The 24,738-nt window shown below is 61.9% G+C and carries 14 protein-coding genes; 8 read left to right on the top strand and 6 right to left on the bottom strand.

What is annotated here, in order from left to right:
- Positions 1–64: 64 nt before the first annotated feature.
- On the bottom strand, positions 65–2,083 hold the full coding sequence (locus HX812_RS01360) for a TonB-dependent receptor (RefSeq protein WP_038845997.1): 2,019 nt from the start codon (positions 2,081–2,083) through the stop codon (positions 65–67).
- A gap of 141 nt (positions 2,084–2,224) precedes the next feature.
- On the opposite strand from HX812_RS01360, the gene HX812_RS01355 reads away from it, so the two are divergent.
- Both HX812_RS01355 and HX812_RS01350 read left to right on the top strand, forming a co-directional pair.
- A complete protein-coding gene (locus HX812_RS01355; RefSeq protein WP_016977534.1) occupies positions 2,225–2,458 on the top strand; it encodes a VF530 family DNA-binding protein in 234 nt (77 codons plus the stop codon).
- A 4-nt stretch (positions 2,459–2,462) separates the two neighbouring features.
- A complete protein-coding gene (locus HX812_RS01350) occupies positions 2,463–3,086 on the top strand; it encodes a Pr6Pr family membrane protein (RefSeq protein ID WP_038845999.1) in 624 nt (207 codons plus the stop codon).
- On the opposite strand, the gene HX812_RS01345 is transcribed toward HX812_RS01350, so the two are convergent.
- Together HX812_RS01345 and HX812_RS01340 are read right to left on the bottom strand one after the other, a co-directional pair.
- Positions 3,087–3,854 (bottom strand): siderophore-interacting protein, encoded by a 768-nt coding sequence (locus HX812_RS01345; protein WP_038846000.1) that lies wholly within the window; start codon positions 3,852–3,854, stop codon positions 3,087–3,089.
- A complete protein-coding gene (locus tag HX812_RS01340) occupies positions 3,851–4,372 on the bottom strand; it encodes a PadR family transcriptional regulator (protein ID WP_038846001.1) in 522 nt (173 codons plus the stop codon). Before HX812_RS01340 ends, HX812_RS01345 begins: the two co-directional genes overlap by 4 nt.
- 478 nt (positions 4,373–4,850) lie before the next feature.
- On the opposite strand from HX812_RS01340, the gene HX812_RS01335 reads away from it, so the two are divergent.
- The 5 genes from HX812_RS01335 (at position 4,851) to HX812_RS01315 (ending at position 10,510) form a co-directional block, all read left to right on the top strand.
- Positions 4,851–5,339, top strand: a complete 489-nt coding sequence (locus tag HX812_RS01335) for a CS1 type fimbrial major subunit (RefSeq protein WP_038846003.1) — start codon at positions 4,851–4,853, stop codon at positions 5,337–5,339.
- A 129-nt stretch (positions 5,340–5,468) separates the two neighbouring features.
- Positions 5,469–7,991 carry a CS1-pili formation C-terminal domain-containing protein gene (locus HX812_RS01330; RefSeq protein WP_038846004.1) on the top strand — a complete coding sequence of 841 codons (2,523 nt, stop codon included), beginning with the start codon at positions 5,469–5,471 and terminating at the stop codon, positions 7,989–7,991.
- Between the two features lie 5 nt (positions 7,992–7,996).
- Complete coding sequence (locus HX812_RS01325; RefSeq protein ID WP_235165441.1) at positions 7,997–9,232, top strand: hypothetical protein; 1,236 nt, start codon at positions 7,997–7,999, stop codon at positions 9,230–9,232.
- A 25-nt stretch (positions 9,233–9,257) separates the two neighbouring features.
- Entirely contained in the window at positions 9,258–9,998 is a 741-nt protein-coding gene (locus HX812_RS01320) for a pilus assembly protein (RefSeq protein ID WP_038846006.1), read from the top strand.
- 29 nt (positions 9,999–10,027) lie between these two features.
- Positions 10,028–10,510 carry a CS1 type fimbrial major subunit gene (locus HX812_RS01315; protein WP_038846020.1) on the top strand — a complete coding sequence of 161 codons (483 nt, stop codon included), beginning with the start codon at positions 10,028–10,030 and terminating at the stop codon, positions 10,508–10,510.
- A gap of 197 nt (positions 10,511–10,707) precedes the next feature.
- Here HX812_RS01315 and HX812_RS01310 read toward each other — a convergent pair whose 3' ends face one another.
- Together HX812_RS01310 and HX812_RS01305 are read right to left on the bottom strand one after the other, a co-directional pair.
- Positions 10,708–15,522, bottom strand: coding sequence for an NEL-type E3 ubiquitin ligase domain-containing protein (locus HX812_RS01310; RefSeq protein WP_038846007.1), 4,815 nt, complete (start codon positions 15,520–15,522; stop codon positions 10,708–10,710).
- 63 nt (positions 15,523–15,585) lie between these two features.
- Positions 15,586–16,551 carry a tyrosinase family protein gene (locus tag HX812_RS01305; protein WP_080642385.1) on the bottom strand — a complete coding sequence of 322 codons (966 nt, stop codon included), beginning with the start codon at positions 16,549–16,551 and terminating at the stop codon, positions 15,586–15,588.
- A 466-nt stretch (positions 16,552–17,017) separates the two neighbouring features.
- On the opposite strand from HX812_RS01305, the gene HX812_RS01300 reads away from it, so the two are divergent.
- Positions 17,018–21,553 carry a hypothetical protein gene (locus tag HX812_RS01300; protein ID WP_038846008.1) on the top strand — a complete coding sequence of 1,512 codons (4,536 nt, stop codon included), beginning with the start codon at positions 17,018–17,020 and terminating at the stop codon, positions 21,551–21,553.
- On the opposite strand, the gene HX812_RS01295 is transcribed toward HX812_RS01300, so the two are convergent.
- Positions 21,503–24,634, bottom strand: a complete 3,132-nt coding sequence (locus tag HX812_RS01295; protein ID WP_038846009.1) for a transglycosylase domain-containing protein — start codon at positions 24,632–24,634, stop codon at positions 21,503–21,505. The two genes, HX812_RS01300 and HX812_RS01295, sit on opposite strands and share 51 nt — an antisense overlap.
- Positions 24,635–24,738: the final 104 nt, after the last annotated feature.

The following is a 24,738-nucleotide window of genomic DNA, read 5'->3' as shown; positions in this document are numbered from 1 at the left end:
TGCATCTTTTCTGAATTGGTAACAGTGATTGTGGTGAGCGGGCTTCCTTTGAATGGGTGGAGCTTTAGAAAGTGGTTCGCACGCCGAACTGCACACTCCGCCCCGGCGCCGGCGCAATATCCCGCAGGATCGAGCTGGCATAGCGCACAGTCTGGTTGGTCAGGTTTTCACCGTTCACAAACGCCAACCACTGGCTGCCACCCATGTTGAAGCGATAACCCGCGCTCGCCCCCAAGGTGGTGTAGCCATCGGTGCCACTCTCGTTATCCGGCACACGGCCTTGGCCTGCCGCATGTTCCACGTCGATGCGCGCCTGCCAGCGGTCCAGTTCCCACAGCAAGCCGCTGTTCAAGCGCAGCGGTGCAATACGCGGCAAGGCTTCGCCGGTGTCCAGGTTGGTGGCGCGGGTGTAGTCGCCCGACAGCTCCAAGGCGAACTTGCCGTAGGCGCTTTCGCCAAGTTTCCAGTGATCCTGGGCTTCAAAGCCGGCGAAACGGGCGCGCACGCCGGAGTATTTGTACTCGGGGATGCCGCCGGCGTCTTCTTCACCTTCATCGTTAAGCGTGCGACCGCTGCCCAACAGGCCGATGTAATTGGAGAAGCGGCTGTAGAAAACGCCGAAGCTGCCCTTGTGAGTGCCGTTGTCAAAGCGCAGCGCCAGGTCGCTGGACACGGCTTTTTCTTTCTTCAGGTTGGCATCGCCCAGTTCGTACGTGCCGGTGGCGACGTGGGCGCCGTTGGCATACAGCTCGTAGAAGGTCGGCGCGCGTTCGGTGTAGCCCAGGGTTGCGGCCAGGGACCAGACTGGCGTGAGGGTGTAGACCGCGCCGGACGACAGGCTGCCTGCAGTGAAATCGTTGGATTTGTCGGCCCCGGCAAAACGCGCGTTACCCTTGGCGTCCGGGTCGACGCTGGTGTGTTCCAGGCGGCTGCCGAGGCTGAGTTTCAGGCGTTCGGTGGCCTGCATTTCTTCGAGGATGAACAGCGCGCCGGCATTGGTGTCGGTCTGCGGCACGAAGGCTTCTTCACCGAGGGCCGAAAATTCATTGCGGGTGACTTGGGCACCGACGACGCCATCGAACGGGCCAATCGGCTGATGTCGGGCTTCAACGCGCGCTTCGTAGCCTTTGTTCTTGAAGATCGTGCCGGTTTCGCCGCCTTCGATTTCGCGGTGTTCGTAGTCGGTGTAACCCGCGTCGAGTTTTACCGAGGTAAACGGGCCTTGCAGGTTGCGAATCTCCGACGCGAACGCGTAGTGATCCTGCTTCATGCGGATGCGCACGTCCTGCTCGGCCGGGGAGCCGTAGTTCGCGTCGTAATTGCTGTAGGACAAACCAGCATAACCGTCGTCCCAGGTGTAGGAACCGCCCACGGCACCGCCGTCCTGGCGCCCATCGCTGTTGCCCAGGCGGCCGTTTTTACCCGGTGCGTCGTCGCTTTCCGGTGCGTGACGGCTGCGGGCCTGGCCGGGGATTTTCAGGTCGTTGAATTCCCGCGCATTCGCATCCAGGTGCAGGGCGAAGGTGCCGTTACCCGCTTCCAACCTGCCCGCGCTGCTGCGGGTGGTGTCGGCGCCGCCGTAGCGCAATTCGCCAGCGCCGTGGATGCCTTCGATGGCTTCCGTGGGGATGCGGTTGTCGAAGGTGTTGACCACGCCGCCAATGGCGCTGCCGCCATACAAAAGCGCCGCCGGGCCGCGCACGATTTCAATGCGGTCGACGTTGACCGGGTCCAGCGGCACCGCGTGGTCGTAGGACAGCGACGAAGCATCCAGCGCGCCCACGCCATTGCGCAGAATACGAATGCGGTCGCCGTCCTGGCCACGGATGATCGGCCGGCTGGCGCCGGGGCCGAAGTACGACGAGGACACACCCGGCTGCTTGTTGAGGGTCTCGCCGAGGCTGCCTTTTTGTTGCAGGGTCAGGTCATCGCCTTCCAGCACGGTGGTGGGCGAGGCGAGCTGTTCGCTGCCCAACGGGTTGCCGGTGATGACTTGGGGTTGCAGTTCAAGCGCGTGGGCTTCGGAGCCTATCAACAGGGCGGCGGCAAGCGGGGACAAGCGCCATAGAGAAGAGAAGGACATCGGACACATTCCTTGGCAAAACGACTAAAGAGTTGATAACAATAGTTACAATATAACATCTCTTTTTGGCTGTGAACGGGAACTTTTTGGTTCGTGCTAAAGTGATCGGCTGTATTTCTACTTTTTTGTAAAAGGCCCGGCATGACCGCGACAAGCAACGACCCACTCCACGGCGTGACCTTGCAGCACGTCCTCACCACCCTGGTGGAACACTACGAATGGGAAGGCCTGGCCGAGCGCATTGATGTCCGCTGTTTCAAGAGCGACCCCAGCATCAAGTCGAGCCTGACGTTCCTGCGCAAAACTCCCTGGGCACGGGAGAAAGTCGAAGGCTTGTACGTAAAACTGATGCGCACCAAACGCCCGCTGGATTGATTCGATGAAGCGGTTCGTGGCGGCAGCGGCGCTGGCCGGTTGGGCGGGGTTGGCGATCCAGCAATACCTGATTTTCTATTCGCGCTGGGAATCCGGTGCCAGCCTGTTGGGCGGGTTGATCAACTTTTTCAGCTTCTTCACCGTGCTCACCAACACCCTGGCGGTGGTGGTGTTGAGCTATGCGCTGGTGAAACGTGATTCCCCTGCGAAGCGGTTTTTCCTTGCGCCGGTAATCTGCAGTGGCATCGCCGTGAGCATCCTGGTGGTAGGCCTGGCGTACAACCTGCTGCTGCGCCATCTGTGGCAGCCCGAAGGCTTCCAGTTCATCGCCGATGAGTTGCTGCACGACGTGATGCCGGTGCTGTTTTTCATCTACTGGTGGCGGTGTGTGCCCAAGGGCGATTTACGCTTGAAGCACATCGGCGGTTGGGTGATTTACCCGCTGGTGTACTTCGCTTACGCACTGTTGCGGGGGGATCTGCTCGGGCAGTATCAGTACCCGTTCATTGACGTGAGCACCCTCGGCTATCCACAGGTGTTTGTGAATGCCGGGGGGATTTTGCTGGGCTTTGTGCTGATCGCGTTGGCGGTGGTGGGGCTGGATAAGCTGATCAAGCCCCGGCGCTGATCATTCCTCTTCGCTGCCATCGGCACGCCAGTAACCCACGGCCTTGAGGTAGTCCTCATTGACCTTGTGCGTGTCCAGCAGCACGCGGCGCACACGGCGTGACAACTTGGTTTCAGTCGCCACGAAGCTGTACAGCGAACCGCTCGGCAACGTGAGGTTTTGAACGGTTTCGAGCAGGTCAGCCTGGCCACGGATCACCCAGATCACTTCAACATCGGCGGCGCTTTGCAGCGGCTGCTGTTCTTGCGCATTGGCGATCTCAATCACCGCCAGCACCTTACGCCCCGCCGACAATTCTTCCAGGCGCCGCGCGATGGCGGGCAGGGCGGTTTCATCACCGATCAGCAAGTAGCTGTCGAAGATATCCGGCACGATCAAAGAGCCCCGTGGCCCACCGATGTACAGGTGCTGGCCGACCTGCACCTGCTCGGCCCAAGTGGACGCGGGGCCATCGCCGTGCAGCACGAAGTCGATATCCAGTTCGCCGATGCTCAGGTCAAAGCGACGTGGCGTGTAGTCGCGCATGGCCGGCTGCGGGCCGTCGCCCTTGATGGTGAAGGTCGGGCTTTCCAGTGCAGCCTGTTCAGCGGCGTTCTGTGGGAACAGCAGCTTGATGTGATCGTCGGCCCCCAGGCTGACAAACCCCGCCAGCTCAGGCCCGCCCAGGGTGATACGACGCATGCGTGGCGTGATATCGACCACCCGCAACACTTGCAGGCGGCGGCGTTTGATTTCGTGGGTAACGCGGTGGATGACTTGAGTATTCATTGGTCTTTCCCGTCGGCAATGGCTTGAGCGGTGCGATTGAGCAGCGCCGCGACACGAACGATTTCTTCCGGGCTCCAGCGCCCGTGGTGCGAGTGCAAGGCGTGGCGCAGGTTGTGCACAGCCTCGTGGATCTCGGGCGGGCGGTCATGGCCGCGCAGTGAGCGTTTGCTCACGTCGATGCGCATGCGCACGCCGTCCAGGGCGACCGCTTGCTCGCTTAAGAAGAGACGACCGGCGTCGGTGATTGTGTAGCGTTTTTTTCCGCCATCGGCGTCGCCCTGGATCAAATCGCTTTCTTCCAGGAAGGTCAGGGTCGGGTAGATCACGCCGGGGCTGGGGGTGTAGGCGCCGTCGAACAGGCTTTCGATGCGGCGGATCAGGTCATAGCCGTGGCACGGCTGCTCGGCGATCAGCGCCGGCAGCAGCAATTTCAAATCGCCGGGTGCAAATACCCGGGGGCCGCGACCGCGGCCGGAGCGCGGGTCAAAACCGTCGCGTGGATGAGGATGGTCTCGCATGGATAGGCGCCTCTGTGTGTGTCTAGATATAACGTAAGATATATCTTAATTGGCTGGCAAGAGCGTCCGACGGACGGCATTCCGTCACTCAGGTCGCTCGCGCGTGACGGCGAGATAAGCTAGAGCAACTACTCAAGTTAAGCGTTGAGTGGATTAAGTCTAATAAATTCGGTTGTTTTTTATTGGGTGTAATCCTATTCTTACGGATAAGCGCGCAACTAAAGAGTTCTCATTAAGTCTCGCGTAGTCTATGTCTTACAGTCAATTTTTAAGTTTTGGCAAAAAGCCATAAGTTTCCTATCGGTTGTAGTGTTACAAAGCTACGCAACTAAGTGAATTCGCCTGCTTACTTTAAGGACCGTGAGCTGGATACTTGCCTGGCGTTGAACAAGTCACCGACTTGCAATGCAAATAGTTGGAAAGCGTGTCGTTTTTCAACTGCTTCTAAGAACCCCTCTTTAGATGACAGGTAATCACCATGTTCAAGACACTCGCCGTAGCTGTCCCATTCGTTGCGGCCGCCCTGAGTTCCTCCATCGCCATCGCTGCCGATGACGCACGCTCGTCCATCAGCATCACGGCCGATATTCCAACCAAGCAGTTCCACGCGCAGCCTCGTGACCCGAACTTCGGTAAAGACGAGACCATGAACTACAACCCTGTCAGCGGTGAACTCAGTTCCCTGCGGGCAACCTTCGATGTGAAAAACACCGACGGTTCGGTCAATGCCTACATCGAAGGCGGCCCAACCGCCGCTGCGCTGTACAACGGTTCGGACAGCATTGCCCTGACCAACACCTTCAACGGCGTGGTTCTGACGGGCACCTCGCAGGAAGTGGTCGATGATCCACAATCTACCCCAGGCACCCAGGCTGACCTGGTGATCGCTCCGGCTCGCCCGGCAGACACCCAGAACGGCCTGTACACCGCCAGCTACACCGTGATCTTCGACGCAGTACCACGTTGATTCCAGCGGGTGTGTAACCCCCAGGCCGCCCTGGCCATGGGGGTATGAAAAGACCGGCCGGCGCCTTCCTCCCCGAACGCCGGCCTGGTTCAACCGTCCCGACTGTCCGTACCGACGAGTATTCCGTCCATGTTTTCGATGACGCCAATTGCGGGCGCGCTTGCGCTCTTGCTGTGCGCCAGTGCGCTGGCCGCGCCAGCGACCCCCGGCACCACGCCCGGCAGTCTGTTATCTCAGTCCAAGGGACTGCCAGAAGATTTTGAACAACACTTTTTCGATGTGCCATTGGCAGTGCGCGTGGAACTGGATCAACAGTTCCTGGGCGAAGCCATGATTGTATTAGGGCGCGATGATCGTATTACGCTGCTGCAATTCAATGATATCGGCGATAGCCCCGTCTCTGCCACCACTCGTGCAACTTGGGAGCAACTTCTGCAACAAGGCCTGCGGCTGGGAAGTTGCCAACAAAGTTGCCCGTCGCAACTGTTGGCCGTGCACTACAGCCTGGAAAACTCTCTGGTGTCGATTCTCACCGAGAACGTTGAGCGCAATGCCCAGATCAAACAGTTTTATGATCAACCGGACACCGGCAGTCTTGGCCTGATCGTCAATAACCAATTGAACGTTACCGGTGGCGAGAACGAAGCCGTCGGCGGCCGTTATGGCCTTGTCGCCAGCTCCAGCATGGGCAACTGGACCCAGGCCATGAACCTGCAGTTGTCGCGTATCGGCGGCAACGACACCACGCTGTATCACGCCATGCACGAGCTCTACACCCAGCGCGAACTCGAAGGCAACTTCGTGCGCCTGGGCTATTTCACTCCCGGCTCCAACGGCCTCACCCGGCAGATCCGCTCGTTCGGCGCCAACCCCGACACCGCCATGGGGCTGATGTACGGCAGTTCCGACAGCCTGGTGGTCAACAACCCCAAGCCCAGCGTGTACCCGGTGTATGTCACCGCCAGCCGCCAGGCCTCGGTGGAGATCTACCGTGCCGGCCTGCTGATCAATACGCAGCCGGTCGCCGCCGGCCTGCAAACCCTGGATACGCGGCCCTTGCCCGGCGGTATCTACGAAGTGGAAGTGCGCCTGATCGAAGATGGCCTCACCACATCCACCACCCAGGAGCTGATCTACAAGCCCAACAACTGGCGCAACCTCGACGAGCGCTGGCGCTATAACACTTTTGTCGGGCGCGAAAGCAAACTGCTGAGCAACTGGGACGAGCAGTCCAGCGGGTTCCTGACCTACGGCGCCGGCCTCAATTACTTGGCGCACCCACGGGTGATCCTTGGCCTGTCGACGCGCAAAGTGCGCGAAGCCATGCAATACGGCACGTCCATCGACTGGACCCTGGGCAATAGCCTCAGTCTCTACGCCAACGTCTACCAGACCCAGGACCACGGCACCGGCCTGGACCTGCAAACCCTGTATAGCTATGGCGCCGGCAGCGTGGTGTTCAGCCACAACCGCAGCTGGCTCGACACCACCAATACCTATGAAGTGCTGCCGGACGGCACGCGCGTGCGTCAGCGCAACGTGTTCATCGGCCAGACCAGTAATACGTCGTTGTCCCTTAACCATCGCTTGAGCAACACGAGTTCGATCAACTCGCGGTTGTCCTACAGCCAAGGCAACATCGAGGGGGTGGGCCTGGATGTGGGCTGGACCGAGCGCGGCACGTTCTTTGGCAGCGATGCCAACTGGCGCCTCTCGGTATTCGACCGGCCCGCTACTGCCAGCACCGGTGACAACCGCAACCGTGGCGTCGATCTCAGTGTCAGCGTGGCCCTCGGCTCACCGGGCGAGCAGTGGTCGGCCAGCATCGGCACCCGCACCGCGCGCGATGGTACCCGCGACCATAACGGTTCGCTCACTTACACCAAGACCCTTGAAGACCACTTGCTGCAAAGCGTCTCCGGCACGGTACTGGCCGATACCTATGGCGTAGGTTTGTCCGGTCGCGCCAGCTTTCAGAATGATGCGCTCTACGGTGACACCTACGCACAGCGGTCGTCCTTCAACGGTCGCCTGTCCGGTGGCCTGAACCTCAGCAGCACCGTGGCAGTGGGCGGCGGCGCGGTGGTGCTGAGCAGCCAGCCCCAGGGCGGCGGGGCAGGGATGATCGTGGACGTCGAAACCGACGTCGACGACATCACTCTGCGCGCCGATGACTTGACCGGCGGCAGCACGCGCTTGCGGCCAGGGCGCAACTTTGTGCCGATCACCGCTTACAAGAACAGCACCCTCGCGTTCGACTTCGAAGGCAACCACCCCCCGGCCGCCAACATTCAGCCGCCACGCAGCAACTACCACCTGAACAAGGGCGGCGTGGAGTACCGCAAGGTCAGCGTCATGAAGACCGTGACCGTGCTCGGGCGCCTGGTGGATGAAACCGGCCAGCCGCTGCGGGGCCATCAGGTGATCAACCACGCCAGCCGTGCAGTAAGCGAAGTGGACGGTTTCTTCTCGATGGAAATGACCGCCGGCGCGCCGACCCTGGAAGTGCGCTATGCCAACCAGTTGTTGTGCCAATTCCGGCTCGACCCGAGTAATACGCGACAGGAGAGTGATGTGTTGATGATTGGGGATTTGCGTTGTACGCCGGACACCCTGGCGGAAAACAGTTCCAGCCTGGCAACAGCAGGGTGAGCCGGATGACTGTAGTCAAGCTATCGCGGGGCGCTGGAAAAACCGCACTGTATGTCATGGGCTTGTGGGCGTGCCTGGCGGCTGGAACCGCCCAGGCGTTGGTTCAGGAAATAACTGCGCAATTTCGCCCTGACCCGTCCAACCCGATGATCAACCGGTTCAAGAACACCACCCCGGAAAGCGGCATTTGCCCTTGGCATATTCCCGAGCGGTGCAAGCAGTTGGGGATTTTCAGTATTCGGACCACTGCTGTTCAGTTCAACTCCAATGGCCCCATCGTGGGCAATCACACGGATCCACGCAAAGGCGCAATGTTCAAGGTGCCTACCGAATGGCGGGACTTAGTGGTGACCAATGTGGTGACCGCGAAAACTGAAACGCTGCAAGTCAGAATTGCGGGCATTGGGGGTAAGTACGTGTTGCCAGTCTCAGACCGGTGGCTTTGGCTCTACGGCACTGGTGGGTGGCAATACGCGATTAGGCCTTGCTTGCCCACAGGCTACGCGATTGGCAACGATCGATATTTGTTGTGGTCGTGGATTACGCCGGTCGGCATCGGTGCCTGCGCAGTACCTGCGGCCAAGGACATTTCAACTCTGTTTTACGAAACGTTCGAGTATTCGTACGAGCTGAAAACCCCCAATCCATTGAAAATGGACGCAGGCCAATACGTTGGTACCACCACCTACACCATCGGGCCGAGCGCGGATTTTGATTTCGGCGACATCATGATCCCAACCGACGACACCCTGACCTTCAACTTCATCCTGGACGTTGACCACCACCTCAAGGTCGAAGTGCCTCCCGGAGGCAACCGCATCCAGCTTGAGCCCCAGGGCGGCTGGCAAGCCTGGCTGCAAAACGGGCGCAAGCCGAGCCGGCTGTTCCGCGACCAAACCGTCAACCTATGGGCCAGCTCCCAATTCAAGATGACCCTCGAATGCGCCGAGCCTCTGGGCAACACCTGCAGCGTGCGCAACGCGGCCGGTCACCAAGTGCCGCTCGACGTCGCCGTCAGCTTGCCGCCCGGCTTGAGCGACGCGACCGGTCGCCCGGTCAACCGCCTGCCCTTGCGTCTGGATGGCAGCGGCACCGAACAGTTCCAGCCGTCGATGTACGTCGACCGCAAGCCTTCCACCCTGCATTTCGAAATCAAGGCCGATGCCGTCGAGCAGATGCTCGGGCAGCCCGGCAGCACCTACACGGGCACTGTCACTGTGGTGTGGGATTCGGAAGTCTAAAGCGCTTAAAAATGAGGTTGAGTGAATGAAACGTTTGTTGATGCTGTGCACGCTCTCGCTGGTATCCCTTGGCGCGCAGGCCGGGCCGCAGATCAATGTGGGGGTGGTGTACGACTACCTCAGCGGCGATAAAAGTACCTACATGAAACGGGTATTCAATGGCGGTACGTCCACTGCATTCGTCAAGGTCAATATCCTTGAAATGATCTACTCCGATGACGGCAGCTACCGCGAAGTGCCTTTGCAAAACCAGGCCGGTGCCGCTGCCCGTGACGGCTTGATGGCCAGCCCGGCGCGGCTGATCGTGCCGGCCAATGGCACCCAGGGCACGCGCCTGTTGTTCATGGGCAACCGCGACAAGGAGCGCTACTTCCGCGTGCGTTTTGTGCCGGTGGTGCCCCAGGCCGAGGATGACTTTGCCGTCACCGATGAAGAGCGCGCCGACTACAAAGAGAGCCTGGCGGCAGGCGTACGGGTATTGGCGGGGTACGGCACGGTGTTCTTCGTGCGGCCGAAAAACACCCGCTTCGACACGGCGATCCAGGACGACGGCAAGCGCTACACCCTCAACAACAATGGCAACAGCGTGGTGGTGGTCGATGAGTTCAAGGACTGCTCCGCCGCATCGCCGCAAGAGTGCCGCCCGACCCTGCGCCATCACATCCGTGCCGGTCGCTCCTACGGGTTCGACAAACAGCCCGGGCGTGAATACCGCTTCAGCCTGATCGAAGGCGACCAGACCAAAAAAATCGAGGTCAAGGGCTGATGCCCGGGCCGTTCGTGACAGGTGAACACATGTACAAGATCCTAGCGCTGGTCATTCTGGTCATCGTCCTCGGGCTGTCGGTGAGCCAACTGGAGGCTGCCGTCGAGCGCGAAACCTTCGAGGTCTCCGTGACCATCCCCACCGCCGACTTCTATGTGCTGCCGGTGGACCCGCGACTGGTGCAGCGTGAGCAAAAGTTGGCGTACAACCCGGTGACTTCGCAACTGGCGCCGCTGCGTGCGCCGTTCGATGTGAAAAACGTCGGCGGGGCGATTGGTGCTCGGCTGGACCAGGCGGCGTACCTGTCCAACGGTACCGACCACGTGGCGTTGCGGGTCACGTTCAACGAGGTGGAACTGGGCCTCACCCAGAGCGAGGTGGTGTCCACCGCCGACGCCCGACCGGGCAAGCGGGTGGGGTTGGAAATCGCGGCGATCAAGCCGGACGATGATTATCGCCCGGGGAACTATTTCGGCACGGTGCACATGGTATTTGACGCCATTGCCCCGTAGTGAGCGGGCTTGTCCTAATGCCAGTCAGTTAAGCGCAAACCCTTACTTGTGGCGAGGGAGCTTGCTCCCGCTGGGTCGCGAAGCGGCCCCGCTCTTTGTTTAAAAGAATGGGACTGGTGCGCAGTCCAACGGGAGCAAGCTCCCTCGCCACAGGTTAATTTTTACCCGCCCACCACAAAGGCGGTGTTGCGCAGGGGTTAGGGGGTGGGCTCGTAGGTGTCCAGTTGCTGCAACACTTCGCGGGTCAGGCGGCGGGCCAGGTTTTGTTCGCTGGGCACGTCTTCGGTAAAACCGGCGGCGAGGATGCGCTCGTACGTCTGGGGCGTCATCGGCTGGCCGCTGAGTACCTCGTCGTGGGGTACGCCAAGGGCGTCGGCCTGGCGCAGCAACTCTGGTTTCAACGCGAGGCGCTCCTGGGTGTCGGCGTTGGCCCACTGGTTCTGGGCAAACATCAGGTCGTCGAGGTTACCGCTGATTTCGTGGGCCCGCGCCAGGCTGGCCTGGAATTGCGCCGCGTGGGTTTCGCGCAGGTGGCGGTCCCAGAAGGGCTGCTGCAACATCCCATCCACCAGCCCGTCATTGGCCTCCAGGCGCACCACTTGGTCGAAGGCGTGGTTCAGGCGTGTGAGGCCCACCTCGGCGGTGGCGCGGTAACGCATATGCGGCGATACCCAAGGCACTTTGAGCCGGGTCTTCAACCCTGTGTGATACGCCAGGTACACCTCTACCTCGTCCACTGTGCCGGGTTGGCCGTCGACCACGTCGGTGCTGAAGCGCAGGCCTGCGCCGCCTTCTTCGCGGGGCTTGATGCGCTGGCGGATGTCGTCCTGGGCCACGCGGTTGAGGCGGTCCAGGCGCGACTTGCCACGGGCCAGGTGGGCCAGTTTCATTTCGCGCAATGTGCCGCGCAGGTCGCGATTGGCCTCGACCAATTGCACCTCAAAACCCATCGCATTGAAGATATGCGCGCCCGCATCGGCACAGGTCACCGGGTTGCTGGCCATCTGAAACAGGCGCGTGCGCAAGTCAGCATCATCTTCCATGGCCAGCAGCATGCGCCAGACCTTATCGCTCAAGTCACCGCGCCCGAGTTCGTACAACTCGGCGTCGTGGTCTGCTTCAAACGGCCCGTTGGGTTCCAGGCTTTTGAGCACTTCGAAAAAACCTTGGGAGCCGTGCTCTTGTTCGATGTCCAGCCATACCTGCTGCATCCAGGCTTGGTCCTCGGCGGTTTCCAGTTCCAGCCAGTAGGTGGAGTCACCCTTTGGCGGGTAGGTGCGATAGGGGTCAAGGCCCAGTTCCAGGCGATAACTGACCAAGCGTTGCTCGGCATCCGCGCTCAAGCGGTTGCGGTCCAGGCGGGCCCGCGCGACTAACTCGGCTTCGGGTTGCCAGGGTAAGAACTGCGGGATGTCGCTGACTGCCGTGTTTTGCAGGTCCAGGTAAAACCCCCAGGGTCTTGGCAGATCGAACAACCCCTCAGGCCACTCATTGACGGGAGTGCTGCGCAATGACAGCGCCTCCAGGTGTGGCAGGCGGCTCAGGTTGGGGGCGAGGGTCATGTGGCGGTTGCTGGTCAGGTTCAGTTGGCGCAGTTGGGTCAATTCGCCAAGTTGCCCGAGGCTGGCGAGGTCCCATTGAATCGGGTTGCCCTCCAGGCTCAGGTGGATCAGGGAGCGCATGCTGCCCAAGATTTGCGGCAGTTCGGTCAATTGGTTGTTGCGCAGGCTGAGGCTGAGCAGGTGCGGGAAGTGATCCAGCAGGGTTGTATCGCTGTTCAGCAGATGAGCATCGATCAGTTCCAGGTGCAGCACATGCTCAAAATGGGCGCGCAGGCGCAAATCCCCCAGCAAGCCGGTGAGCCGCACGCCTTGCAGGCTCAATTGAATGCCGCTTTCATCGGCCCCGAGGTTCTCCTCCCAAGCGCGCAGCAGCGCCTTGGCCAGGTACACGCGGTGCAGGCCCTGGTTGTGTGTCTCGTTGGCGGGGGCGTCGTTGATCCAGTCTGCGAGGTCGCGATGCAGCTCGGTTTTCTCCTCCTCGCGGGCCTCGAAACGCTGACGTTGCACAGGGTCGTTGAGGGTTTGCACGTAGCTGTCGATCAGCCCTTGCTCGGCGTAGGGGTAGAGCGCCTTGACCCGTTGCTGCAGGGTGCCGGGGAAGAGTTGGCTGACCCAGGCGTTTACGGAATGCATGGGTTTTTGCACCAGTGCCTGGGCGTCTCTGGGCGGCGTTGCGCGGGTGTGCGGGCTGGCCAGCGTTGTACGCCGGGTTTCAGGGGTGAGCAACGTGTCCATCACCCAGTCTTTGAAGGCCACGTGCTCCGGTGCCGGGCGTTTGGCTGCGGGCAGGGCGTGGAGCAGGGAATCGAAAAAATCCGCAGCTGGGTGCAGCAACGTCTGCTGCGCGTCGTAAACCTCATAGTGCCCATCGGTTTTGAGCAGCAGGCGCCGTTGGCCAGCACCCTTTGGCCCGGCGCTGGCGCGCACGTTGGCGATGGGCGTGTGCTGGCGGATTTCAATGTGGCAGTCCGCCAGGCTGTCGCTGTGCAGGCGCAGGGTGTCGAGCACCATTTGTTCGGTCTCGGGGCCCAGCAGCGCGCTGTCGTAGAACCCCTGGTACGCATGGGCGCCGCGTGCTTGCAAGTGCAGTTCGCGGGCGATGTTTTTCAGGCGCAGGGGTAGGCGTTTTTCACTGTCCATGAGGGCTAGTTCTTGTGGCCGTGCCTGGGCCAGCACGTTGTTCACCAGGGCCTTGGGCAAGCCGGGGCAGGCCTCGCGCACCAACAGGCCCTGTGCGTTGTTGAGGTCTTCGCTGTGGCGGTACAGGTAGGCAAACATCGGCCCGCGACGCTGGCTGAGATGGTCGGCCATACGATTGCGCAGCGCATCGATTTGCGCGGCGCGGCCTTCGGGCAGGGCGTCGAGCAACGCGGTCAATTGGCGCGCGTCGAGAAAATCCACCAGCCGTTCCGGCAGTTTGCCCAGGTTCAGGTCCTCACGACTGATAGCCAGGGTATGCGGCGCATCGGCCTCGCCATAGCGCAGGTGGTCGCCGCGCAGGCTGGCGTCTTCATACACCAGGATCGCCCGGTCTTGCGGCCAACCCGGCAGTTCGCAGGCGATGTAGGGGCTCCAGTAGGTGTCTTGGTCCACCGGTTTGCCGGCGCGCAGTTGCGCGGGGAGTTCGCTGGCCTGTTGGTGCAGGCGCACGCGTTTGCGCGTGTCGTCCAGCAGCGGCGCAGCACGGTTGTCGGCTTGTACGGCACGTAGCGTGGCGTGGTCGAGGGCGCTGGTGCGCAGGATTTGCTCGCGCTGCGCGGTGTTGAACGCCCCCAGTTCCGCCAGGCGACGTTGATCGCTCCAGGCGCGTGGGCTGCTGTTGTGGCGAGCGGGCGGCGCATAGGCGTCCGCTCGCGTGGCATGCACGACGCGATGCTCGCCAGCGTCTTGCCTGAGCGCGTAATGCTCACCCTCGATGCGCAGGATTTTTTGCCCAAGGTGGCTGTGTAAACCCGACTCATCGGCGCTCGCGTCGGCGGGTAGCTGCAGGTTTTGCCGATAGGGTTTTGGGTCGGGGTTCCACAGGCGCTGCTTGCCGTTGATCTCGATGGGCTTGAGCCCATTGACGAACGTTGACTGCGCCATATGCCCGCCCACGCCGAACGCCGCCAGTTGCACCACATCGCTGACCACACCCACCAGGTGCCCGGCAGCCTCCATCGCTTGACCTTCGGCCAGGTCGACCACGCCCTCCACCAGTTCATCGAGCAATTGATAGGCCGTGTAGGCCAGCATCACTTCGCCCAGCATCGGCACGAACGGGGTGATGACCAGCAGCGCGACATTGAACAGGCCTTCCAGGGCTTGGCTGAAGCGGTCCCACCAGGCCCAGCGCGCGCGGCGGTCAGCCTCTGCGGTGGACACGGCCAGGTCGCGGCCATCGTTAAGGATTTTGTTCAACGCCGCTTCATACAACTGCGGCCACAGGTCGCCGTCTATACGTTCGGCGGCCAGGGTTGGGCGCTTGAGCACACTGGCGAAAAAACCTTCGCGCTGCGCGTGATCGACGAACTGGCTGAAGAACTGGCGGTAGGCGGGTTGTTGCAGGCGCTCGGCCAAGGCGTTACGAAACGCCAGGGTACTGGCGAAATTCTGGATCGCGCCATGGGGGTCGTGAGGGCAGTACACCACGATGGGCACGACGCCGCGGGCGCGGTCCAGGTCCGCGGCAATCAGCAGGATGCCGGTGAGCAAGGTGCCCTGCATGCGCAACCGATAAAACTGCTTCACCCCCCGTTGGCCCTTGACCGTACGTCGCAGCAGGTGAAAGGTTGCCGCCTGGATGTCGCCGTGCAGCAGCGCCAGGTGTGCGGCGTTGTTCAGCGCAGCTTGCTGGCTGTCGATAACCAGGTTTTTCAGGCTCAGCTTGTCGGCGGCCTGGGTCGGTAGCAGGTGCTCTTTGAGGTGTTGTGCGTACTGCGCGCCCAGGTCCAGCTCACGGCACAGGCTGACCAATTGCGCGATGCTGATGTACTTATTGTACGGCTCGACCATGAAGTGACCCTGTGCGTCGGGCCGGGTGATAAAGCGTGAGCTGTCGTTAAATATTTCGTCCTTGGCAAAGTTCTGCAACGCGGCGTCCAGCAGCGACAGGATACGGCGGGTGCTGCCTTCGAACAGCGTGCCTTTGCCACGCGCCAGGAACAGGTAGGTGGCGCGCACATCGAGGTCGATCTTGTGACGCTCTTGCAGGGCACGGGTGAGCAAGGGCTCGGCGAACGCGTAGACGTCTTGCAGGCCTTTCAGACGTTGGTCGACGCTGTTTTGCGTGGTCCAGGCCCGTGCGTTGGCGGCTTTGATCGGCCCATGGTTTTTGGCTGCGCTGCGCAGCAGGGGCGGCAAGTGTGTCATCGATACCTGGCCCAACGCCCGGGCTCGCGGCCAGGCGCTGGTGTATAGCCAGTCGGGCATACGGTATTTGATCAGTGAGTAATGCGGGCCTTTGGGCATGGCTGATGACCTTGAGTCGTGGACAAGGTCATCAGCCTAGGGCTGGCTGTTGTGTGCCCTGGGTTAGATAGTTAGGTCGTCAGCGACGAGGTCGACGATCGGCCCGGTGGGCTGCGGTGGGGTTGGGCAAGGCGGGAGAACCTGGCAGGCGACAGAGCCATTGCTGAACACGCCGTTGCTGAACACGCCATAGGTGTAGTCCAGCGCTTCGCTGTTCAGCACGTCGCGCACGGTCCAGGTCTGGGGCCAGGGCGCGGTTTTGTCGGGGGCGTGGAAGACCAGTGTCGCATCCAGCTCCTGCTCCGGCTGGTAGGGTTGGAGGGTCGGGTGCTGGCGTTTCCAACGTTCCCACAGCAGGTCGAGGTAGCAGTGGTGCAGGAAAAACACCGGGTCGTTCGGCGAGGTGGGGAAGCCCATATTGCCGCCGACCCAGCGATGTACGGGGTCGTGCAGCATACCTTCGCAGAAATTTACCCAAGAGTCCGGGCCGGGGGCATAGGGGGTCTTGGACAGTGCCGTGGTCACCTGGTCGGTGTTGGGCAGGTGGGCCCCTTCTTCGGTGCCGAACACCCGACGCAAGCCAGGGTCGCCGATATCCAGGTCCCAGATGCGCACCGGGAAGCGGTCGGCCTGGTGCGCGAATGGTCCTGTGACCACGCGATCGTTCTGCGCGCGGTCACCATTGCCACCGAGGAAATTCGGTGTGAACGGGTCGTTGGGGCCGTTCATGCTCCAGTCCCAGAACGGCAGGGTGATGCTGATGTCATTCGCCGCTGTTTGCAGGGCGCGTTCGAACTGGCGCAGGAACACCCGGTGCCAGGGGAAAAACAATGAACTGCGGTGTGGCATGGGGAGGAACTGGTCGACACCGCCCATGGCGTTTTTATGCACCTGGACAAAGTCGTCATAGCGATTCTGATGGCCTGGGCGCAGCACGCTGGGCGTGTCGTTCTTCAAGCGCAGGAGCGCTTCGATAAAAGCGGCTTTCTGTTCGCGGGTCATGTTGCGGTGGTTCAGCCTGATATCCATGGCCGGTGCCTCATAAGGGTGGGTGTGCGCTCAATCTAGAAACCTCACCGCATGGGCGCCATCGTCCAAGGCATCGCGCTGTGTCGGAGCGCGACACCAGCGCCGGTAAGTCGGTAGTGGCATCGGTATCTACACCACTTTGAGCATGGCTGCTGGACCTGTGGCGAGGGAGCTTGCTCCCGTGACGGCCTGGCAGTCGGGCTATTTTTACCGGGTGTAAATCGGTTCAAGTGTGGGAGCGGGCTTGCTCGCGAAGGCTATGTGTCGGGCGCTGGAGCTTTTTGGTCGGAGTACATATCCATTGCTGCGGTCACAGCCACTTAGGGTTCCGCTCTTACAGCGGCTCACTTTTGGAGGGACCGGAATACCGGCCCAGATACCTATGCCTGTAGTGGGTAGATAGATAGCGCGGGGCGGCCGTTGGGCCGCGCTAGGGTGGGGGTTTACGACCCCGAGACTGACGTTGATGACCGCTCCCCAAACCTCCTTGCGCCAAGTGCATATTGATAAAGTCCAGGCGCTGTTCAGCGAGGCGCCTTCGCTGAATGATGTGGCTACCGACAGTGCACAGGCCTACCTCGACCTGCACTTTGCCGGGCGCAATTATTTGGCCGCGCGCCTGTATGTGGTTGCACCGACGGGCCCTTACCGTTCGCTGGCGGACAAGGTGCTGGAGCGCCTGGCGGCTGCCTCCCCGACCTTGCTCGTGGCGCAGTATCACCAGGTGATGCAACGCGTGCGCGAAATCTACGTCCCCGGTGGCCCGAGCCTTGACGACATCGAGTTGTTGATCAACCACTGCGGTACGGAGCTGTTGAGGCTGTATGCCCAGCGTTTGCAAGCCTGGTGGCGTGAAGCTGTACCGGTGAACATGACGCGTTGGGGCTACTTGTCGGATGAACTGCTTGAGCTGCTCTATGACGCAACCCCTCCGGCAGGTATGACCCAGGCCCGGTTTGACGCGGTGTTCCCCAGGTCCACGCTGCATGCGCGCCGACCAAACCGCATGTGGAGTGCCCACAGCCTGGCGCTGAAGGTGCAGACGGTGCATGTGCGGCAACCGGCGCAGATGCTGCCGCTGCTGCTGTTCAGCCAGCCGAACGTGGCGGGCCTGTGGTTATTCGACCCGGCCACTGGCGTACAGGCGCTGGACAACCTCGATGCACTGCAAGTGCTGCTGCCGGGCTACACCCACCTCACGCAATGGTTTACCGCCGACGCCCAGGGTGACCCGTTCGACGCCCTGGCCGCCAGCTACCTGCAGCGCCAGTTGCTCGACATTGCCAGCCTCAACCCCAAGGTGCCGCGGCCGCTGGCGGAGTATCAGCAACTGCTCGGCATGATCACCGACAGCCATCGCTGGTTTGTGCCCCCGGTCAGCGAGCGCCAGCAGTACTGGCTGGACAAGCTGCCGCTATGGCTGGCCCATGCCGATGCGGATGCGTGCATCGCCTATGCGCAGTTGCTCCAGGCATTGGTGCTCGACCGGCGGCAACACGGCACCGCGAACTTTCTGGAGGACATTCCCACGTTGCAAGGCTATGCCAATGAGCACCTGCAAACCTGCCTGCGCAAATTGCCCAAGGCGGCCACCCTGACTCCCGAAGACGTCTCTTTGACTTTCGAGCAGGTGATCGCTGCGGCGGTGCCGGTTCCGGGAGGGTTTACGGCGGGCGAGGTGCATCGCATCGATGTGAGCCTGACCGAGTTGGCCCTGGAAAATCTTGCTGGCTTTCCCTATACCGTCAAGGCGATCCACCCGGCCTGGTTGAGTTATGAGTCGCTCAAAGCCTGCGTGACCCAAGTCGATGTCGGCCAGGCCTACCCGGCGTTGTTGAAAAAACACCTGATCGATGACAGCACCGAAGTGGCGCGTCGTGGGTTGCGATTCAGCCAGCAGTTGCGCATTCAATTGCCGATGCAGGCGCTGGAATGGCAGCTCAAGGGTGAGCACGGCCTCAGCCGCGAAGGTTTCCGGCGCCTGCGGGCGGCGCTGCAAGCCACGGCTGCCGAGCGCAAGGTGGCCGGCCAGGGCATGGCGCTGTGGCCGCTGGCGTTCAAGGCCACGGCCACATCGACGGCGGATACGGTGACGAATATGTTCATCATCGGCCCGCAACAAGGCGAGGCGGGTTGCCATCTGCTGTACCGGCCTTTGTTTGAGCCGCCGTTGCTGGAATTTGCCACGCTGGACGCGTTGTTCGAGGCCATCAAGCTGCCCGGCGCCGTGCAGGAAAGCGTCCTGACCTGGATCCCCTCCCGGCGCCAGGCGGTGTATGCCAACGGTGGGTTTCGCGAGCCCCATGTACGGCATTTTCTGGTGGGCGACGAGTTCACCCGTTTCGAAAAACCTGCCCCGGCGCAACTGAGTAAAACCGTGGCCGAGGCTGACCCGGCCCAGCAACTGTTCGCTGCCACGGCCCAGGCGCTGGTGACGCTGGCGGACCGTCAGTCGGTGTCCAATGCCGAGCAGCGTTGGGCCGGTCTCAAGCAGCTCGGCTGGTTGCTGTTCGGCACGCTGCAACCGTTACTGTCCGGCCCCTTGATGTTGGCTGGTTGGTTGGTGCAACTGCTGGACAGTGCCGAGCAGGATATCATCGCGCTGCAAGGCACTGACCAGCAGGCGCGCAACGCGGCGCTGCTGGATATGTTGGTGAACCTGATGGTGATCGTTGCGCACCAGGCCGCGCCCCATGATGTGCAGCGACACCTGGAGCTGGAACACCCGGTGTTCGCGCCCAAGGTCGAGCCGCCGGCGGTGCTGCCGACCAAGATTGCCGCGCCTGCGCAGTTCATCGCTCCCGCCTCGTGGGCCAATTCGCGCAACACCCTGACCCCGCAATTGCAGGCACGGCTGCAAGCGCTGAGCCTCAAAAGCTTCCCCAAGCCCTGGCCCCAGGCATTGCCGGGTGCCGAGCCGAGCGGGCCCCGGCAAGGGCTGTTGCGGGTTCAACAGCAGTGGCAGGCGCTGGTGCGTGGCCAGCAGTTTCGCGTGCGCATGGAGCAGGACCGGGTGCGGGTGGTCAGTGCCGATGGCCAGCGGCTCGGGCCTTGGCTCAAGTCTGTGGGCCGGGGCCAGTGGGACGTCGATCTGCAATTGCGCCTGAGCGGTGGTGCCGATACTGGCGGGGACGCGCCGCTCGATTGGCGGCAGGTGGAGAACCAGTACCGGCAAGCGATCACTGAGCGTGGCCGCGCTTTTAATACGATGGAGCTGGCACGTACCCTGGCGGAAAAAGCCCAAGGTGAGGGCAATGAACCGCAGCAGGCGCGCCTCCTGAGCAGCTACTACAAGGCCACCGAGACTATGGCGCGCAAGGCGCTCACGGAATGGCACTACCTGCGCCAATTACGCAGCCTCAAGCCGCTGCCACGCTATGAAACGACGGAGTGCGACGCGCTGGAGTCGATCATCAATGCCCTGACCTTGCTCGATATCCAACTCAACAAGCGTGCGAAGCAAACCGGCGCGCGGATGCTGCCGTTACTGGAGCGCGCCGAGCACGATCGCGATATGCAGGCCCATACCGAATTGAACCAGCTCACCCGTGAACTGGTGGCTATCTACGACAGCCAGATCGACTGGCGCACCCAGGAAGACCGCTGCTTAGATGCGTTGCGAAAAGTCCCCCGGCTTGGGCGCGACAGGGCGAATGCGTTGATCGAGGAGACGCAACTGTTGATGGACCGCGCGCAGCGTTCCCAGGCTAAGCCGATACCGGCGAGACCGTCGCTGCTCGCGCTGAAATCCCAGCAAGTGAGAATGTTATGGACCCTCGCCACCGATGTGCCGGCAGGGCAGGTCGAAGATGAAGTGGCGAGCGCTATTTCCCATACGTTTACGCGTACGCGCTGGGCCTGTAGCTCCTTCGTCGAACGCTCGCAGGTACTGGCCAGCAATACGGAACAGATTGAATTGCTCGACAGCCTCGACAATGTGTTCGCCCAGACCGACGATCAGATTGAGTTCTGGCGCGCCGTCGAGCCGGACAGATTCAGCCTGCCCGACCTGGAAAAACTCCAGCAGTTGCTCGCCGGCCTCCACCGCCAAGTGGAGGATGACCTGCAAGCGTTGTTGCAACCGGCACCGGGCGCAGAGCCTGCCCCGAAGGTCAGCGCACCGCCCGCTCCCGGGCGTCGCAAGAAGATCATTCGCACCCGCAACCGTGATCTTTTCGTCGTCCAGACTGAGACGGCGGACACGACGACGGCGCAGGTCAATGATGACACCGGAGCGGTGATTGGCACCTTTACCGTGGCCGATGATGGCGTTTGGGAGCCGGCCCCTGCGCCTTCACGCCCGGACCCGGAGCTGGGTGCCCTGGTGAAAACCGCCAACACGCTGTTGCAAGACGTCGACAAAGCCATTGCCAGCGTCGAGGCCCTGGCCAAGCGGACCCACAGCCCGGCCTCCCTGCAAGACTTGCTCGATGCCGAGGCGCGTCGCCGCCTGTGGACCGCCAACAAGATCCGCGAAAAACTCAATGACGACAGTCGCATCCGCCTGGCAGCGCCGCAGCAAGACAAGGCGCGCACTGCCGAAGCGGCACTGCGCACGGCGGTGGCGCGTTTGGAGGCCAAGGGGTTGGCGGTGCGAATCAGCGCTACCCGCAACAAAGTATTGAACCAGGATGATGTTGCGTTTCTGCATGCGCAGAACCAAGTGCGCATTGTCCGCAAGGGGCCAAGGGTGGCGCTCATAGGGCGCAAGAATGACTTCTTGCAGGAGTATGCGGTCAATGATGCACGCACCGGCAAGGCCATGGCTTACGCGCACTTTCATTACACAAGCAGCCGCGATGTGGATGACAATTTCTCCGCAGCCCACCTCAAGACTCCAGATCAGGCACGGCTGGGGCGCATGGCACAAGCCCGGGTAGAGACGCAAGCGTTTGAGCGTATGCGCAGCGGGCAAGGCGGACGGGCGGTACAACCCTTGGAGATTCACCGTTCAGAGATTCAGCGTCGCTTGGCGCTGCGATTGTTTATCCACGGCGGTTAAAACGTCGGGCAAGCATTGCGTATGTTCACCCGGTTGCAGGTACGGTAACAGGATCGGCGCCATGCCCTTGAGCACCTGCACCGGCAGCGCCGAAGTGAAGGTGAAGTGCTCGGCGGACTGGCCGGGCACGAAGGCCGTCAACGTGCCGAAGTGATGTTCGCCCAGGTAGAACACAAAGGTCGCCGTACGGTTGATCGACTTGGAGCTCAGAATCCGCCCGCCGGCACCAATCGCTTCGATGCGGTTGTCGCCGGTACCGGTCTTGCCACCCATGGCCAACGGCGTGCCGTCAGCCAGCTTGAAACTGCCGGCCACACGTTTGGCCGTGCCGGCATCCACCACCTGGGACAGGGCGCCGCGCAAGGCCCTGGCCACTTCCACCGGAACCACCTGCTTGCCCGGCGCCGGGTCGTTGCTCAGCTGGATTTCATACGGCGTGCCGGCGGCGAAATGCAGGGTGTCGATTCGCAGCACCCGGGGTCGCACGCCGTCGTTGAGGATGATCCCCATCAGTTCTGCCAGCGCGGCGGGACGGTCGCCGGAGCTGCCGATGGCGGTGGCGAGTGACGGTACCAGATGGTCGAAGGGATACCCCACGGCCTGCCAGCGTTGATGTATATCCAGGAACGCTTCGATCTCCAGCATGGTGCGGATGCGGCTGTCCCGCGCGCTTTGGTGGCGGCTCTTGAACAACCAGCTGTAGACCTCCTGGCGTTCGAACTGGCTGGCTTTGACCGCGTCGGTGAAGGTGGCATCGGGATGGTTAAGCAGGAAGCCCAGCAGCCACAGATCCAGCGGATGGACCTTGGCGATATAGCCCTGGTCGGGCAGGTCATAGGTGCCGGGGCCGTAGGCGGCGTAGAGTTTTTCCAGGCGCTGGTCGGTGAGTTTTTCGTTGGTCTTGACCCCGGTGAGGTGCGAGCGCACAAACAGGTTGAAGCTCGCCTGGCTGGCATTCGGCAGCAAATAACGGTGTACGGCAGCCAGACGAATCGGCGTGGGGCGCAGGCTGTCGAGGAAGGTTTCCAGGCGTGCCTGGGTGTCTTTCTTCTGGTACTTCTTCCAGAACTTGCGCAGGAACGTCGTGCCTTCGCGGTCGGCGAAACTGGCGAGGTATTCCTGGCGGCGCGGATCGCTGTCGTCCTTGAGCAGGTCGGCGCTGTTGTTCTCACCGGAATAGGTGACATAGCGCACCACGTCGCGCATCAGACGAATGAACGGCAGGTTGATCGACTCGCGCAGGGCATCGCGCAGGGTAGGGCTGCGGCCGTTGTCCTGGCTGCGAAAGTTATGAAAGGTGTGTAGCCCGCCGCCGGTGAAGAAACGCTCGCCGGGGTTGGCCGAATAGGTGCGGTCGAGGGCCGCGTCGAGCATCCTGGCGAGGGACTTGTCCGGCGTCTGGATCAGGTAGTCGAGGGCCCAGCGGCTCAGGCGGTCTTGGTCGTCCACGGTGATTTTCTTTAACTCGGCGGGGGCTTGCGCGGCGTACTTGGCGTGCAACTCGCTGATGATTTGCAGGTAGGTGGTGAGCACCCGCAACTTGGCGGTGGAGCCCAGTTCCAGTTTGCTGCCTTCGTTGATGTCGAAGGGTTGGTCGGTGTTGTCGGTTTGCACGCGCACCCGCGAGCCGTCCGGGGTCAGTTCGAACAAGGTAAAGCTGTAGCGCACTTGCGCGGTGCTGGAGGGGGTGAGCAGGCGTTCGCCGAGCAGGCCGATCTGGCGGGCGTAATCGGGGTCGGCGAGCTGCTTGAGGTAGTCGCTGACCTGGCCCTGTAACTGGGCTTGCAAGGTGGTGGTGGCCGACAGATCGAGGCGGTCCAGGTCGTACAGCGGGCGTTGCAGCAGCGCGGCCAGGCGGCTGCGGGCCACGCTGATGCCCTTGTTGGTTTCAATCGGTTGCACGGTGGGTTGCTGCTGCCAGTCGCGGTACGTGAGCTTGGCCGTCAGCGCGGCCTGCAACAGCGGCGCATCGAACACACCATTCTGCGCGAGCAGGCGCAGGTGGCTGTCGATCAATTGCGCCAGTTCTTCGCGACCTTTGGCCAGGTAATGGGAGGGCCTGCGCTGGGCAATGATCAGCGCCAGCACCTGGCGCAGGGCCAAGCCTTTGTGGGCGAGGTTGTCGCCGAGCAACGCCTGGTTGACCTGGTTGAAGTCGGCCCCGAACCACACCCGCAGGCCTTCGGCCAGCCCATGCACTTCACCGTGGCCGGGCACGGCGGACAGTGGCACGCTGTTGAGGTAATCACGGGCGATGTTTTGCCGCGCCACCTGTGTGTCCGGCCCGTCTTGATAGGCGCGCACGCCGGCAGAAAACATCTGCCGCAGTTTTTCCCCGCCCGACAGGGTCAGGCCATCCGGCGAGTGACGGTATTTTTCCAGCTGGGTGGCCAGGGTACTGCCGCCGGCACTCTGGCCCGGCAGGTGCAGCAGCTTGGCGACTTGTGACCAGGCCGCCTTGGCAAAGCGCGGCCAGTCCACCGCTGGGTTGGCCTGGGGTTGGGTGGGGTCGAGCAGGTCGCGGTTCTCGATAAACAACAGGCTGTTGACCACCAGCGGCGGGATCGCGCCAAAGCTGGCGTACAGCTGTTGCGGGTAGTTGTACTGGTAGAGCGGTACCGCACGGCAGTCGGTGATGGACAACCCGGCCTGGATTTTTTCCGCATAGGGCACGAACAGGCCTTTGGCGGTGTAGTCCATCAGCTCGGGTGAGAAGCGCGCCTGGGCCTGGATGACATAGCCGCGCTTGAGCAGGCGAGGCAGGAAGGTATCAAGATCGCTGTAGCCCAGGCGGCGGTCGAACGGACCGGCGCCGGGATAAACCATGGCATCACTGGCGCCGGGTTGGACCTGGTAGGTGAGGTCGCGGGCCAGGCGGCTCAGTTCTTGCGCCTGCAAACGTGAGGTGCGCATCTCTTTGCTGGCGGCAAAACCCAAGGCAATCAACGCGAGCAGCACGATCAACCCGAACAACCGGAGCCCGTAGCGAGGCCCACGTTTATTTTTGGATAGAGGCGCTGGGTCCGAACTGCCTTGTACTTTCGCAGCCTGGGTCGAGTCGGTTTGCCACAGTGCGCCCATAGTCGATTGATCCCTGCACGCAGATTGATCGGACTTGTTGGAAGCTTAGTCGCTGGGGGCTGGTTGTGAGGAAATTGTGATTCGCCTCCAAGCGGTTGGTAGGA

The organism is Pseudomonas sp. IPO3749, assembly GCF_013386605.1.
GTDB classification, from domain to species: Bacteria; Pseudomonadota; Gammaproteobacteria; order Pseudomonadales; family Pseudomonadaceae; genus Aquipseudomonas; species Aquipseudomonas azotoformans_A.
This window is presented reverse-complemented; position numbering and strand designations above follow the sequence as displayed.

Coding starts and splice junctions, on each gene's coding strand:
- HX812_RS01360 (WP_038845997.1), bottom strand. CDS start 2,083: ATGTCCTTCTCTTCTCTATGGCGCTTGTCCCCGCTTGCCGCCGCCCTG.
- HX812_RS01355 (WP_016977534.1), top strand. CDS start 2,225: ATGACCGCGACAAGCAACGACCCACTCCACGGCGTGACCTTGCAGCAC.
- HX812_RS01350 (WP_038845999.1), top strand. CDS start 2,463: ATGAAGCGGTTCGTGGCGGCAGCGGCGCTGGCCGGTTGGGCGGGGTTG.
- HX812_RS01345 (WP_038846000.1), bottom strand. CDS start 3,854: ATGAATACTCAAGTCATCCACCGCGTTACCCACGAAATCAAACGCCGC.
- HX812_RS01340 (WP_038846001.1), bottom strand. CDS start 4,372: ATGCGAGACCATCCTCATCCACGCGACGGTTTTGACCCGCGCTCCGGC.
- HX812_RS01335 (WP_038846003.1), top strand. CDS start 4,851: ATGTTCAAGACACTCGCCGTAGCTGTCCCATTCGTTGCGGCCGCCCTG.
- HX812_RS01330 (WP_038846004.1), top strand. CDS start 5,469: ATGTTTTCGATGACGCCAATTGCGGGCGCGCTTGCGCTCTTGCTGTGC.
- HX812_RS01325 (WP_235165441.1), top strand. CDS start 7,997: ATGACTGTAGTCAAGCTATCGCGGGGCGCTGGAAAAACCGCACTGTAT.
- HX812_RS01320 (WP_038846006.1), top strand. CDS start 9,258: ATGAAACGTTTGTTGATGCTGTGCACGCTCTCGCTGGTATCCCTTGGC.
- HX812_RS01315 (WP_038846020.1), top strand. CDS start 10,028: ATGTACAAGATCCTAGCGCTGGTCATTCTGGTCATCGTCCTCGGGCTG.
- HX812_RS01310 (WP_038846007.1), bottom strand. CDS start 15,522: ATGCCCAAAGGCCCGCATTACTCACTGATCAAATACCGTATGCCCGAC.
- HX812_RS01305 (WP_080642385.1), bottom strand. CDS start 16,551: ATGGATATCAGGCTGAACCACCGCAACATGACCCGCGAACAGAAAGCC.
- HX812_RS01300 (WP_038846008.1), top strand. CDS start 17,018: ATGACCGCTCCCCAAACCTCCTTGCGCCAAGTGCATATTGATAAAGTC.
- HX812_RS01295 (WP_038846009.1), bottom strand. CDS start 24,634: ATGGGCGCACTGTGGCAAACCGACTCGACCCAGGCTGCGAAAGTACAA.